Origin of the sequence: Pseudoxanthomonas sp. J35, assembly GCF_000513995.1 — a bacterium.
Lineage (GTDB): Bacteria > Pseudomonadota > Gammaproteobacteria > Xanthomonadales > Xanthomonadaceae > Pseudoxanthomonas.
Window position 1 is genome coordinate 24,631 of sequence record NZ_AZVB01000023.1, and the last position, 13,056, is coordinate 37,686.

At 69.0% G+C, this 13,056-nt stretch carries 10 protein-coding genes and 5 tRNA genes; 7 read left to right on the top strand and 8 right to left on the bottom strand.

The features are described 5' to 3' along the window. Positions 1 to 33: 33 nt before the first annotated feature. The 4 genes from lon to tig form a co-directional block, all read right to left on the bottom strand. Positions 34 to 2,502 (bottom strand): endopeptidase La, encoded by a 2,469-nt coding sequence (gene lon / locus PSEJ35_RS0112135; protein WP_028918030.1) that lies wholly within the window; start codon positions 2,500 to 2,502, stop codon positions 34 to 36. A 175-nt stretch (positions 2,503 to 2,677) separates the two neighbouring features. Continuing rightward, positions 2,678 to 3,967 carry an ATP-dependent Clp protease ATP-binding subunit ClpX gene (gene clpX, locus PSEJ35_RS0112140; RefSeq protein ID WP_028918031.1) on the bottom strand — a complete coding sequence of 430 codons (1,290 nt, stop codon included), beginning with the start codon at positions 3,965 to 3,967 and terminating at the stop codon, positions 2,678 to 2,680. Between the two features lie 149 nt (positions 3,968 to 4,116). After that, positions 4,117 to 4,746: an ATP-dependent Clp endopeptidase proteolytic subunit ClpP gene (gene clpP, locus PSEJ35_RS0112145; protein WP_028918032.1), complete on the bottom strand. Its 630-nt coding sequence runs from the start codon at positions 4,744 to 4,746 to the stop codon at positions 4,117 to 4,119. Between the two features lie 88 nt (positions 4,747 to 4,834). After that, positions 4,835 to 6,130 (bottom strand): trigger factor, encoded by a 1,296-nt coding sequence (gene tig, locus PSEJ35_RS0112150; protein WP_028918033.1) that lies wholly within the window; start codon positions 6,128 to 6,130, stop codon positions 4,835 to 4,837. 261 nt (positions 6,131 to 6,391) lie between these two features. Here tig and PSEJ35_RS0112155 point away from each other — a divergent pair. The 6 genes from PSEJ35_RS0112155 to PSEJ35_RS0112180 all read left to right on the top strand — a co-directional run bounded on the left by PSEJ35_RS0112155 (position 6,392) and on the right by PSEJ35_RS0112180 (position 7,853). After that, positions 6,392 to 6,468: transfer RNA gene (locus tag PSEJ35_RS0112155), tRNA-Pro, on the top strand. A gap of 38 nt (positions 6,469 to 6,506) precedes the next feature. Further along, positions 6,507 to 6,583: transfer RNA gene (locus PSEJ35_RS0112160), tRNA-Arg, on the top strand. A 30-nt stretch (positions 6,584 to 6,613) separates the two neighbouring features. Then, a tRNA-His gene (locus PSEJ35_RS0112165) sits at positions 6,614 to 6,690 on the top strand. Between the two features lie 91 nt (positions 6,691 to 6,781). Beyond that, positions 6,782 to 6,857 (top strand) — tRNA-Lys (locus PSEJ35_RS0112170). Between the two features lie 92 nt (positions 6,858 to 6,949). Beyond that, positions 6,950 to 7,034 (top strand) — tRNA-Leu (locus tag PSEJ35_RS0112175). 60 nt (positions 7,035 to 7,094) lie between these two features. Next, positions 7,095 to 7,853: a Bax inhibitor-1/YccA family protein gene (locus PSEJ35_RS0112180; protein WP_028918034.1), complete on the top strand. Its 759-nt coding sequence runs from the start codon at positions 7,095 to 7,097 to the stop codon at positions 7,851 to 7,853. 72 nt (positions 7,854 to 7,925) lie between these two features. Here PSEJ35_RS0112180 and PSEJ35_RS0112185 read toward each other — a convergent pair whose 3' ends face one another. The 4 genes from PSEJ35_RS0112185 to grxC all read right to left on the bottom strand — a co-directional run bounded on the left by PSEJ35_RS0112185 (position 7,926) and on the right by grxC (position 11,277). Then, positions 7,926 to 9,239 (bottom strand): Na+/H+ antiporter NhaC family protein, encoded by a 1,314-nt coding sequence (locus PSEJ35_RS0112185; RefSeq protein WP_028918035.1) that lies wholly within the window; start codon positions 9,237 to 9,239, stop codon positions 7,926 to 7,928. 162 nt (positions 9,240 to 9,401) lie between these two features. Then, on the bottom strand, positions 9,402 to 10,406 hold the full coding sequence (locus tag PSEJ35_RS0112190; RefSeq protein ID WP_028918036.1) for an isocitrate dehydrogenase: 1,005 nt from the start codon (positions 10,404 to 10,406) through the stop codon (positions 9,402 to 9,404). A 161-nt stretch (positions 10,407 to 10,567) separates the two neighbouring features. Further along, the gene (locus PSEJ35_RS0112195) at positions 10,568 to 10,903 is read right to left on the bottom strand and encodes a carboxymuconolactone decarboxylase family protein (RefSeq protein ID WP_232207656.1); all 336 of its coding nucleotides are present in this window, start codon (positions 10,901 to 10,903) and stop codon (positions 10,568 to 10,570) included. Between the two features lie 62 nt (positions 10,904 to 10,965). Further along, the gene (gene grxC, locus PSEJ35_RS0112200; RefSeq protein WP_051412667.1) at positions 10,966 to 11,277 is read right to left on the bottom strand and encodes a glutaredoxin 3; all 312 of its coding nucleotides are present in this window, start codon (positions 11,275 to 11,277) and stop codon (positions 10,966 to 10,968) included. A gap of 122 nt (positions 11,278 to 11,399) precedes the next feature. Between grxC and PSEJ35_RS0112205 the strand changes: the two genes are divergently transcribed. Then, the gene (locus PSEJ35_RS0112205) at positions 11,400 to 13,037 is read left to right on the top strand and encodes a M48 family metalloprotease (protein WP_028918039.1); all 1,638 of its coding nucleotides are present in this window, start codon (positions 11,400 to 11,402) and stop codon (positions 13,035 to 13,037) included. Positions 13,038 to 13,056 lie beyond the last annotated feature (19 nt).

Below are 13,056 nucleotides of genomic sequence, written 5' to 3' on the forward strand. Positions count from 1 at the left end.
GCCATCGCTGGGGCCATGCCGTGGACAGGATCGTCAGTGCTTGACGTCGGCCTGGTCCTGGGCCGGTCGCTGGCGGCGCCCACCGTTCTTGCCGCCGCGCGGGCCCGTCCTGCCGGCGGCCGGCCGCAGCGGGCGTTCCAGGGCCAGGTCCAGCACCTCGTCGATCCACTTCACCGGGACGATCTTCAACCCGTCGGTGACGTTGGCCGGGATGTCGGCCAGGTCCTTGCGGTTCTCCTCCGGGATGATCACCGTGCGGATGCCGCCGCGCAGCGCGGCCAGCAGCTTCTCCTTGAGGCCGCCGATCGCGGTGACCTTGCCGCGCAGGGTGATCTCGCCGGTCATGGCGATGTCCGCGCGCACCGGCACCTTGGTCAGCGTCGACACCAGCGAGGTGACCATCGCGATGCCGGCGCTGGGGCCGTCCTTCGGCGTGGCGCCGTCGGGCACGTGCAGGTGCACGTCCTGCTTCTGCAGGAAGTCGGTCTCGATGCCGAGGTTCTCGGCGCGGGCGCGCACCACCGAAAGCGCGGCCGACGCCGATTCCTTCATCACGTCGCCGAGCTGGCCGGTCAGGATCATCTGGCCCTTACCCGGCACCAGGGTGGATTCGATCTGCAGCAGGTCGCCGCCGACCTCGGTCCAGGCCAGGCCGGTGACCAGGCCGATCTCGTTCTGCTCCTCGGCGCGGCCGTAGTCGTAGCGGCGCACGCCCAGGTACTTGTCGAGGTTCTTCGAGCTCACCTGCGCCTGCGCGACCTTGGCCTTGCGCGCGGACTTCTTCGCGGTCTTCTTCGCCGGCTGCTGCGGGCCCTTGAGCGCGATCTCCTTGACCACCTTGCGGCAGATCTTGGCGATCTCGCGCTCGAGGTTGCGCACGCCGGACTCGCGCGTGTAGTAGCGCACGATGTCGCGGATCGCATCCTCGCCGATGGCCAGCTCTTCCGGCTTGAGGCCGTTGGCCTTCAGCTGCTTGGGCACCAGGTAGCGCTGGGCGATGCTCAGCTTCTCGTCCTCGGTATAGCCCGGGATACGGATGACCTCCATGCGGTCCAGCAGCGGGCCGGGGATGTTCAGCGAGTTCGATGTCGCCACGAACATCACCTCGGACAGGTCCAGGTCGACCTCCAGGTAGTGGTCGTTGAAGCTGTGGTTCTGCTCCGGGTCCAGCACCTCCAGCAGCGCCGAGGACGGGTCGCCACGGAAGTCCATCGACATCTTGTCGATCTCGTCGAGCACGAACAGCGGGTTCTTCGTGCCGACCTTGTTGAGGTTCTGCACGATGCGCCCCGGCATGGAACCGACGTAGGTGCGGCGGTGGCCACGGATCTCGGCTTCGTCGCGCACGCCGCCCAGCGACATGCGTACGAACTTGCGGTTGGTGGCCTTGGCGATCGACTGGCCAAGCGAGGTCTTGCCCACGCCCGGCGGGCCGACCAGGCACAGGATCGGGCCCTTCATCTGCTTCACCCGCGACTGCACCGCCAGGTACTCGAGGATGCGCTCCTTCACCTTGTCCAGGCCGTAGTGGTCGGCGTCCAAGGTGTCCTGCGCGGCCTTGAGGTCCTTGCGCACCTTGCTGCGCTTCTTCCACGGCACGCCCAGCAGCCAGTCGAGGTAGTTGCGCACCACCGCGGCCTCGGCCGACATCGGCGACATCTGCTTGAGCTTGTTGAGCTCGGCGCGGGCCTTGGCCTCCACCGCCTTGGGCATGCCGGCCTCGGCGACGCGGCGCACCAGCTCCTCCATCTCCCCCGGCGAGTCGTCCAGGTCGCCCAGTTCCTTCTGGATCGCCTTCATCTGCTCGTTGAGGTAGTACTCGCGCTGGCTGCGCTCCATCTGCGACTTCACCCGGCCGCGGATGCGCTTCTCCATCTGCTGCACGTCGATCTCGCCCTCGACCAGGCCGACCAGCAACTCCAGCCGCTCGCCGATGTCGGCGCTTTCCAGCAGCCGCTGCTTGTCGGCCAGGCGCACGCCGATGTGCGCGGCGATGGTGTCGGCCAGGCGGCCGGGATCGTCGATCCCGGACAGGGTCTGCAGCAGCTCCGGCGGCAGCTTGCGGTTGGTCTTGACGTACTGCTCGAACAGGCTGGTCAGGGTCCGGGCGATGGCCTCGACCTCGCGCTCGTTGCGCACGCTGCCGGCCTCAATCAGCTCGCCGCGACCATGCAGGGCGCCGTCGCGTTCGGCGATCTGGTCCACGTGCACGCGCGCGGTGCCCTCCACCAGCACTTTGATGGTGCCGTCGGGGAGCTTGAGCAGCTGCAGGACCTGGGCCAGGGTACCGACCGTGTACAGGTCGGCCGCCTGCGGGTCGTCGGTCTCGGCGGACTTCTGCGCGACCAGCAGGATCTGCTTGTCGGCCTCCATCGCCTGCTCCAGCGCGCGCATGGACTTGTCCCGGCCGACGAACAGGGAAATGACCATGTGCGGGAACACCACCACGTCGCGCAGGGGCAGGACGGGCAGTTCCAGGACGTCGGATCGATTGCGGGACATGCAGGCTCCGTGAAAACGTGGGGATGGCGGCCTCCGCCGCCCTGGCCCACGTTATGGGGGCTAGCCGGAGACGTTGCAAGAAGGACCGGAAAAGTCCTTTCCGGTCATGCAGATAAGAGAAGCCCCGGGGTGGCCCGGGGCTTCTTCAGGTTGCTTAACCGCGGCGCGGGCCGGGTCATTCGGCCGAGGCCACCTTCGGCGGGGCCGCCGGCGGGGTCTGGTAGATCAGGTACGGCTCGGTCTTGTGCTCGATCACCGATTCGTCCACCACCACCTTGCTGACGTTCTCCATGGACGGCAGCTCGTACATGGTGTCCAGCAGCACCGACTCGACGATGGTGCGCAGGCCGCGGGCGCCGGTCTTGCGCTTGAGCGCCTTGCGCGCGATCGCCGACAGCGCGTCCGGACGGAACTCCAGCTCCACGCCCTCCATCTCGAACAGCTTCTTGAACTGCTTGGTGATGGCGTTCTTCGGCTCGGTCAGGATCTTGACCAGGGCCTCCTCGTCCAGCTCCTCCAGGGTCGCCACCACCGGCAGGCGGCCGACGAACTCCGGGATCAGGCCGAACTTGATCAGGTCCTCCGGCTCGACGTCGGCCAGCAGCTTGCCGGTGTCGGCCTTGACCTTGGTGCTCTTCACCTTGGCGCCGAAGCCGATGCCGCCTGCCTCGCTGGTGCGCTGCTGGATGATCTTGTCCAGGCCGGCGAACGCGCCGCCGACGATGAACAGGATGTTCTTGGTGTCGACCTGCAGGAACTCCTGCTGCGGGTGCTTGCGGCCGCCCTGCGGCGGGACCGAAGCGACGGTGCCCTCGATCAGCTTCAGCAGCGCCTGCTGCACGCCTTCGCCGGACACGTCGCGGGTGATCGACGGGTTCTCGCTCTTGCGCGAGATCTTGTCGATCTCGTCGATGTAGACGATGCCCTGCTGCGCCTTCTCGACGTCGTAGTCGCACTTCTGCAGCAGCTTCTGGATGATGTTCTCCACGTCCTCGCCGACGTAGCCGGCTTCGGTCAGTGTGGTCGCATCGGCGATCGTGAACGGGACGTTCAACAGCCGCGCCAGGGTCTCGGCCAGCAGGGTCTTGCCCGAACCGGTCGGGCCGACCAGCAGGATGTTGGACTTGGCCAGCTCCACGTCCTCGTTGCGCTGGCGGCTCTCGATGCGCTTGTAGTGGTTGTACACGGCCACCGCGAGGGTCTTCTTCGCCCGCTGCTGGCCGATCACGTACTGGTCCAGGACCTCGAGGATCTCGCGCGGCTTGGGCAGCGAGCTGCGCGAGGACTGTGCCTTCTCCTCGAGTTCCTCGCGGATGATGTCGTTGCAGAGCTCCACGCATTCATCGCAGATGAACACGCTCGGGCCGGCGATCAGCTTCCGCACCTCGTGCTGGCTCTTTCCGCAGAAGGAGCAGTAGAGGATCTTGTTGCTGTCTCCGGAACGGCCTTGCCGGTCTTCGCTCATGCTTGTTCTTTTCCACTGTTACAGCCCGCCGGAGCGGGTTCGGGGCGAGAATAGCACAGGGCCGGAACTGCGCCAGAGGCGCGCCGGGCCGTGCTTCTCGGGGTTGCCGGCCCGCCCGGGAGGGGGCAGGACCGGCTGCCTGGCGGGGGTCAGCCCGCCTGGATCGACTCTTCCGGGCGACGCTCCAGGACTTCGTCGACCAGGCCGTAGGCCTTGGCCTCGGCCGCGCTCTTGAAGTTGTCGCGTTCGGTGTCGCGGGCGATGGTCTCGATCGACTGGCCGGTATGGTGGGCCAGGATCTCGTTCAGCCTCGCGCGCATGCTGAGGATCTCGCGCGCGTGGATGTCGATGTCGGTGGCCTGGCCCTGGAAGCCGCCCAGCGGCTGGTGGATCATCACCCGCGAGTTCGGCAGCGCGTAGCGCTTGCCGGCCGCGCCGGCCGCCAGCAGCACGGCGCCCATCGAGGCTGCCTGGCCGACGCAGATGGTGCTCACGTCCGGCTTGATGTACTGCATGGTGTCGTAGATCGCCATGCCGGCCGTGACCAGGCCGCCGGGCGAGTTGATGTACAGGCTGATGTCCTTCTCGGGGTTCTCGGCCTCGAGGAAGAGCATCTGGGCGATGATCACGTTGGCGACGTGGTCCTCGACCGGGCCGACCAGGAAGATCACCCGCTCCTTGAGCAGGCGCGAATAGATGTCGTACGCGCGCTCGCCGCGGCTGGTCTGTTCGACCACCATCGGGACCAGGTTGAGGGCTTTGGTCGGGATCATGCTCATGGGGGCTCCTGGCTGGGTTGGGGCGCCGGTCATCCGGCGCCCCGGGACAGCATAGCGGGGGCGGCGAAGGCGCCGCACCCGCCGGCCGTCATCCCCGGATGGCTTCCTGGAACGACAGCGCCACCTCGGTGTGCTGGGCGCGCTCGGAGATCCAGTCGATCACCTGCTCTTCCATCACCCGGGCCTGCAGTCCCTGCATCAACTGGGGGTCGTTCCGGTACATCTCAATGACCTGCTCCGGCTCCTCGTAGGTCGAGGCGATCAGGCGCAGGGTTTCGTTCACGCGCTTGGGGTCCAGGCGCAGCTCGTGGCGGCGGGCGACCTCGCCGACCAGCAGGCCGGCCAGGACGCGCTTGCGCGCCGGCTCCAGGAACTGCTCGTGGGCGTCGGCCGGCGGCTGGCCCGGGTCGCGGCCGCTGCGGCGGATCTGCTCCAGCTGCTGGGCCAGCATCGCCCGGGCCTCGTTCTCGACCAGGCGCGGCGGCAGCTCGACGTGGGCCCAGGTGTTGACCAGCTGCTCGCCGACCTCGCGGCGCAGGCGGTTCATCAGCGCGCCCTTGAGCTCGCGCTCGAGGTTGGTGCGGATGTCCTCGCGGAACTTGTCCATCTCGCCGCTCTTCACGCCGAAGCTCTTGATGAACGCGGCGTCAACCTCCGGCAGGACCGGCTCGGCGATGCGCGACAGGGTCACGTGGACCTGGGCGGTCTTGCCGGCCAGCTCGGCCTGGCGCCAGTTCTCCGGGAAAGCCACGTCGAGGACGGTCTCGACGCCCTGCTCCAGGCCGACCAGCGCGTTCTCGACCGCCGGCAGCAGCTGGCCGGAGCCGATCAGGGTGCTGAACTGCTCGGCGCCCTCGGCCGGCTGGCGGAACTCGCCCAGCCCGGTCCACAGCGAGCCGGCGACCAGGTCGCCCTCCTTCGCCGCGCGGGTGACCGGGTTGAAGGTACGGCGCTGCAGGCGCAGGTTCTCGATCATCTGGTCGATGTCGGCCTCGGTCACCTCGGCGGTGTGGCGGGTCACCTGCAGCTTGGACACGTCGATGTCGCCGAAGTCCGGCACCACCTCGAAGGTGGCGACGAATTCCAGCTCGCTGTCGCCGGCACGGTCGATGCGCGGGCTGCCGGCCACGCGCAGGTCGTGTTCGCGGATGGCCGAATCGAAGGTCTGGCGCACCAGGCCGCCGAGGACCTCGGCCTTGACCTGCTCGCCGAAGCGCTGCTCGATCACCTTCGGCGGAACCTTGCCCGGACGGAAGCCCTTGATGCGGGCGGTGCGCGCGATCTCGCGCAGGCGGCCACTCACGCTGGACTCCACCTGCTCCGCCGGCAGGCTGAAGTTCATGCGGCGTTCGAGGTTGCCGGTGGATTCGACGGAAACTTGCATGTGTCTGGCTCCTGCGGCCGCGGCTCCTGCCACGGCGGAAATCGACGTTGGGTTAAGGGCTTGGGACCGGCTTGACAGCTGGCCCGACGGAACGCGCTAGTTTCGCCCATCCGTGGCACGTGCGCCAGTCCGTGGAAAGATGGCATTGACACCCCCGCAGCGTTCACGAACAATAGCCGACCTTCCGGACGCCTTCGGGCTCCAGGGAGCCGGGCCCGGCGGGCCGGAGCGAGGTCTGCCGGACCGTCGAACCCAGCACACCGGGGTATAGCGCAGTCTGGTAGCGCGCCTGCTTTGGGAGCAGGATGTCGGGGGTTCGAATCCCTCTACCCCGACCATTCCGCCACCGGGGCGGGTCGATGCCTCACCGAGTTGTGCGCCCGTAGCTCAACCGGATAGAGCACCGGCCTTCTAAGCCGGCGGTTGCAGGTTCGATTCCTGCCGGGCGCGCCAGATCGGGCGCCGGGCATAGCAGTTCCAGTGGTGGCTGTAGCTCAGTTGGTTAGAGTACTGGATTGTGATTCCAGTGGTCGTGGGTTCGAATCCCATCAGCCACCCCACCATTCCGAAGCAACGGAAGTTGCCGAGGGGAGTTGCCAGGACAGCGAAATCCGCTAGAATGTGCAACTCGGTTCCACACCGAGTTTCTCGGGGCCGTTAGCTCAGTTGGTAGAGCAGCTGACTCTTAATCAGTAGGTCCAAGGTTCGAATCCTTGACGGCCCACCAGACCGAAGAAAACGCCCGGCCAGTCCGGGCGTTTTCTTTTTCCGGCGGCGGCATCGCACGGCCCCGCCGCGCCGCTACAATGCCGGCGACCTGCGAAAGTGGCGGAATTGGTAGACGCACTGGATTTAGGTTCCAGCGGGTAACCCCGTGAGGGTTCGAGTCCCTCCTTTCGCACCACGCCCCCACCCTCCCGCGTGTATCCTTGGCCGCATATCCCAGCCAGACGGAGCACGCGCCATGCGCAGCGGCAATCCCGCCTTCCAGGAATCCACCTTCCTCGATCTCGGCAGCGGCACGGTGGTGTCGCGCGACGCCGGCACCATGACCCTCAACGGCACGGTCAACCGCACCGGCATCCTGCTGTTGCTGGCGGTGCTCACCGGCGCCTGGTCGTGGTCGCAGGCGTTCGGCGCGGACGGCACGGTGAACCCGGCCATCGGCATGTACGTGTGGGGCGGCCTGCTCACCGGCCTGGTGCTGGGGATGGTCACCATCTTCAAGCAGGCCTGGTCGCCGGTGACCGCGCCGCTGTACGCGATCGCCGAGGGCGTCTTCCTTGGCGCGATCTCGGCCCTGTTCGACGCCCGCTTCAACGGCATCGTCATGCAGGCGGTGCTGCTGACCTTCGGCACGCTGTTCGCCATGCTGTTCGCCTACCGCAGCGGCCTGGTCAAGGCCACCGAGAACTTCAAGCTCGGCGTGGTCGCGGCCACCGGCGGCATCTGCCTGGTCTACCTGGCGACCATCGTGCTGGGCTTCTTCGGCATCCAGATCCCGATGATCCACGAGTCGGGGATCATCGGGATCGGCTTCAGCCTGTTCGTGGTGGTGATCGCGGCGCTGAACCTGGTGCTGGACTTCGACTTCATCGAGACCGGCGTGGAGCGCGGCGCGCCGAAGTACATGGAGTGGTACGGCGCCTTCGGCCTGATGGTCACCCTGGTGTGGCTGTACCTGGAGTTCCTGCGCCTGCTGTCGAAGCTGCAGTCGCGCTGACCGCCGCCGGCGGGAAGACGAACGGGGCGCCCTTGGCGCCCCGTTTTCTTTTGGTGCGTCGTGCCGGCCCGCTCACGCGGCCGGCATCGCCTTGCGCCGCGGCCACAGCATGAAGCCCAGCGCCGACAGCGCCAGCAGCCAACAGTAGTGCACGCTGCCGGCCACGGCCAGCGGCGACAGCGCGCCCAGCGAGGCGACCAGCAGCACCTGCGCGCCGTAGGGCAGGACGCCCTGGACCACGCAGGCGAAGATGTCCAGTACGCTGGCCGAGCGCCGCGGGCTGATCCCGTGGCGCTCGGCGATGTCGCGGGCCAGGCTGCCGCTGACCAGGATGGCCACGGTGTTGTTGGCGGTCAGCGCGTCGGTGCCGGCGGCCAGCGCGGCAATGCTCAGCTCGCCCGAGCGGCGCCCGGTATGGCCGCGGGCGAAGCGGGCGATCGCGCCGGCCAGCCAGTCCAGCCCGCCGGTGGCCTTGATCAGCGCGGCCAGGCCGCCGATCAGGATCGACAGCAGGGTGATCTCGACCATGCTCTCGAAGCCGGCGTAGATGTCGCCGACGAAATCCACCGCCCCGTAGTCCGGCGCCAGCGCCAGCCCGGCCACGCCGGCGGCGACGATGCCGATGCCCAGCACCAGCACCACGTCCAGGCCGGCGACGGCCAGCACCAGCACCAGCAGGTACGGCAGCACCAGCCACGGCGAGGCGGCGGCTTCGGACGCCGGCACCGGCGAGCTGTCGCCCATCGTGGCCAGCAGCAGCACCGTCGCCAGCGCCGCCGGCGCGGCGATCTTCAGGTTCTCGCGGAACTTGTCGCGCATCTCCGCGCCCTGGCTGCGGGTGGCGGCGATGGTGGTGTCGGAGATGATCGACAGGTTGTCGCCGAACATCGCCCCGCCCAGCACCGCGCCGGTGACCAGCACCCGGTCCAGGCCGGAGGCGTCGGCCACGCCCAGCGCGATCGGCACCACCGCCGCGACCGTGCCCATCGAGGTGCCGATCGACAGCGAGACGAACGAGGCCACCAGGAACAGCCCCGGCAGGATCAGCGCCGGCGGCAGCGCGCCCAGGCCCAGCGCCACCACCGCGTCCACCGCGCCCACGCCCTTGGAGACCATGGCGAAGGCGCCGGCCAGCAGGAAGATCAGGCACATCAGCATGACGTTGCCTTCGCCCATGCCCGACAGCAGCGTCGCCTGCGGCGGCACCCCGCGGCGCCGCGCCAGCCACAGGCTCAGGGCCAGCGCCGGCAGGATCGCCACCGGCGCGCGCAGCTGGTAGAAGCCCATCGGCTCGCCCTGCGCGGTGTAGTACAGGCCGGCGCCGAAGAACAGCGCGAGGAACACGAGCAGCGGGGTCAGCGCCAGGACGCTGGGACGGACGGACATGGGCGGGAGCGGCGCGGGGGAAGGAGGCGCCGATTCTTGCGTGGCGCCCACCCCGGGCCAAGCGCCACGGGTGGCACAGCGCGCAACGAAAACGGGACGCTGTGCGTCCCGTTCGTGTCGTCGCCAAGGGCCGGCGCCGTGGTGGCCGGCCCGGTGCCCGCTTCAGAGGCGGCTGGCGATGGCCTGGGCGAAGCCCATGGTGGTGCCAGTGCCGCCCAGGTCGCCGGTCAGCGAGTCCCTGGCTTCCAGGGTGGCCACGATCGCCTTGCGCAGGCGCTCGGCGTTGGCGCCCTGGCCGATGTGGTCGAGCATCTGTGCCGCCGCCAGCAGCAGCGCGCAGGGGTTGGCGATGCCCTTGCCGGCGATGTCCGGCGCGGTGCCGTGGACGGCCTCGAAGATCGCCGCGTCCGCGCCGATGTTGGCGCCCGGGGCCAGGCCCAGGCCGCCGACCAGGCCGGCGCACAGGTCGGAGATGATGTCGCCGAACAGGTTGGTGGTGACGATCACGTCGAACTGCTCCGGACGCATCACCAGCTGCATGCAGGCGTTGTCGACGATCATTTCCTGGAACTCGATCTCCGGGTACTGCGCGGCCACCTCGCGCGCGACCTTCAGGAACAGGCCGGAGGTCGACTTGATGATGTTGGCCTTGTGCACCGCGGTGACCTTCTTGCGGCCGGTCTTCCTGGCCAGCTCGAAGGCGTAGCGGACGATGCGCTCGGAGCCCTTGCGGGTGACGCGGGTGCCGGAGAACGCGGTCTCGCCGTCGGCCGACACTTCCTGGCCCTCGGCCAGGTAGGCGCCCTCGGTGTTCTCGCGTACGGTGATCATGTCGATGTTCTCGTACCGCGACTTGGTGTTCGGGAACGAGATGGCCGGGCGCACGTTCGCGTACAGGTCGAAGTGGCGGCGCAGGCTGACGTTGATCGAGGTGAAGCCGCCGCCGACCGGGGTGGTCAGCGGGCTCTTCAGGGCCACCTTGTTGCGGGCGATGGAGTCCAGGGTCTCCTTCGGCATCAGGTCACCGTGCTTCTCCAGGGCCACCACGCCGGCATCGGCGAATTCGTATTCCAGGCCGGCGCCGAGGCGGTCGAGCACGTGCAGGGTGGCGTCCATGATCTCCGGGCCGATGCCGTCGCCGCGGATGACCGTGATTTTCTGGGTCATGTGGTGTGATTCCGGAACAGGCGCACGGGTCCGGCGGGCCGGACACGGCGCGGAAGGGGGAAAGTTGGGTGTGAAATTATGCCCGATCCGCGCTGAACGCCCCACCTCGACCTTTGGAGGGGAACGCCGGTGCCCGCCTGCCGGCGGGCACCGCAGGTGTTTCAGCCGTGGTCGTGGGCCGGGGGCGCGCTTTCGGCCCCGCCCTCGAGCTGGTCGAGGAAGTCCACCGCCCGGCGCAGGTGCGGGATCACGATCGAGCCGCCCACCACCAGGCCGACCGAGAAGGCCTCGAAGAACTCGTCGCGGTTGACCCCGGCCTCGCGGCACTGGGCCACGTGGTAGCTGATGCAGTCGTCGCAGCGCAGGACCAGCGAGGCGACCAGGCCCAGCAGCTCCTTGGTCTTCACGTCCAGGGCGCCGGCCTGGTAGGTCTGGGTGTCCAGGGCGAAGAAGCGGCGCACGACCTGGTTGGGCTCGGCCAGGATGCGCTGGTTCATGCGCTGGCGGAACTCGGTGAACTGGCGGACCCGGTCGTCGCCGCCCTGCCCTTCGCCGCCGCTCACGCCGAGGCCTCCGGGGCCTGGCCGTCCAGCAGCGGCAGCAGCTTGCCGGCGCGGTGCATCGCCATCATGTCGTCATAGCCGCCGACGTGGACGTCGCCAACGAAGATCTGCGGCACGCTGGTACGGCGGGCGAGGTTCACCATCTTCTCGCGCTCGGCCGGGTCCAAGTCGACGCGGACCTCGGTCCATTCGCGGCCTTGGCTCTTGAGGAAGTTCTTGGCCGCCACGCAGTACGGGCAGATGGCGGTGGAATAAAGGGTGATCTGGGGAACGGACACGGGAAACTCCGCGGGACGGATGGGGTCTATACGGATATGGTAGCGGCCGTGCCCGGCGCAGCCTGCACGGATGGAACACAGCGGATTAACCGCCGATTCACCCGTGCCCCCCGCCCCGACCGCATCCTGCCCCAGACCCCGGAGACCCTGCCTTGCGTTACCTGCTGCTGGCCGCCGCCCTGTCCCTGAGCCTGGCTCCGCTGCGCACGACCGCGCAGGAGGAGCCGCGCCTGCCCGACATCGGCTCCTCGGCCGGCGAGCTGCTGACCCCGGCCAAGCAGGCCGAGTACGGCGCGATGATGCTGCGCGAGCTGCGCAACTACGGCTACCTGCTCGACGACCCGCTGCTGGACGACTGGCTGCAGTCGATGGGCAACCGCCTGGGCGCCAACAGCGACCGCCCCGAGCAGCCGTACACGCTGTTCATGCTCAAGGAACGGCAGATCAACGCCTTCGCCACCCTGGGCGGCTACATCGGCATGAACGCCGGCCTGGTCCTGACCGCGCGGCGCGAGGACGAGGTCGCGGCGGTGCTGTCGCACGAGATCGCCCACGTCACCCAGCAGCACGTGCTGCGCGGTGTCGAACGCGCCCAGCGCGACCAGGTCCCGATCCTGCTGGGCATGCTGGCGGCGATCGTGGCGGCGCAGGCGGCCGGTGGCAGCTCCAGCGGCGACGCCACCCAGGCGGCGATCGTCAGCGGCATGGGCCTGATCCAGCAGAACCAGATCAACTACACCCGCTCCAACGAATCCGAGGCCGACCGCCTGGGCATCCGCACCCTCTCGCGCAGCGGCTACGACGTCGACGCGATGGCCGGCTTCTTCGAGCGCATGGCCCAGGCCACCCGCGGCAACGAGGGCGGCTACACGGTGCCGGACTACCTGCGCACCCACCCGGTCAACACCACCCGCATCAGCGAGGCGCGGCAGCGCGCCGACCAGCTCAAGCGCAACACGGTCACCGCGGTGACCTCGGTGCCCGGCGGCGGCGAACGGATCGAACGCGTCGACCGTTCGCGGATCCAGGCGCCCCCGGGCATCGGCAACCCGCTGCTGCCGGCCGGCTTCCGCCTGGACTCGCTGGACCCGGCCGACGGCATGCAGGGCGCGCAGTTCGCCTGGGCCCAGGAGCGCCTGCGTGCGCTCACCGCCAACACGGCGGACGCGGCGATCCGCGAGTACGAAGCATTGCGCCGGGCCAGCCCCACCGGCCTGAGCGATGCGCAGCGCTACGGCCTGGCGATCGCGCGGATGGCGCGGGAACCGGCCATTGCCGCGCAGGAACTGGCGGCACTGCTGGAGGACCATCCGGACAGCCTGTGGGTGGCCCTGGCCCTGGGCCAGGCCGAATCGCGCGCCGGCAGGACCGCGCAGGCCAACCGCCGCTTCGACGAACTGCTGCAGCGGATGCCGTCCAGCCGCCCGGTGGCGCTGACCTACGCCCACGCCCTGGTCGAACAGGGCGGCGCCGAGGCCGGCCGCCGCGCCCAGGAAGTGCTGCGGCCGATGCTGGCCCGCGCCGGCGAGGACCCGGTGTTCCAGCAGACCTTCGCCCGCGCCAGCGAGCTGGCCGGCGACACCCACCGCGCGGCCGAGGCCTACGCCGAGGCGGCCTTCCTCAACGGCCGCCCGGAGCAGGCGCTGATCCAGCTGGAGACGCTGAAGAAGCGCGGCGACCTGGACTACGTGACCCGCTCGCGGGTCGACGCGCGCATCGCCGCGATCACCCCGACCGTACTCGAGCTGCGCCGCCAGGGCATCCGCGACCCGGACATGCAGCGGCGCTGAGGCCGGCGACGGGGCCGCT

Bases quoted from the DNA above. Each gene is read 5' to 3' on its own strand.
- lon (WP_028918030.1), bottom strand. From the start codon at position 2,502: ATGTCCCGCAATCGATCCGACGTCCTGGAACTGCCCGTCCTGCCCCTG.
- PSEJ35_RS0112185 (WP_028918035.1), bottom strand. From the start codon at position 9,239: ATGTCCGTCCGTCCCAGCGTCCTGGCGCTGACCCCGCTGCTCGTGTTC.
- PSEJ35_RS0112180 (WP_028918034.1), top strand. From the start codon at position 7,095: ATGCGCAGCGGCAATCCCGCCTTCCAGGAATCCACCTTCCTCGATCTC.
- clpX (WP_028918031.1), bottom strand. From the start codon at position 3,967: ATGAGCGAAGACCGGCAAGGCCGTTCCGGAGACAGCAACAAGATCCTC.
- tig (WP_028918033.1), bottom strand. From the start codon at position 6,130: ATGCAAGTTTCCGTCGAATCCACCGGCAACCTCGAACGCCGCATGAAC.
- PSEJ35_RS0112190 (WP_028918036.1), bottom strand. From the start codon at position 10,406: ATGACCCAGAAAATCACGGTCATCCGCGGCGACGGCATCGGCCCGGAG.
- clpP (WP_028918032.1), bottom strand. From the start codon at position 4,746: ATGAGCATGATCCCGACCAAAGCCCTCAACCTGGTCCCGATGGTGGTC.
- PSEJ35_RS0112195 (WP_232207656.1), bottom strand. From the start codon at position 10,903: ATGAACCAGCGCATCCTGGCCGAGCCCAACCAGGTCGTGCGCCGCTTC.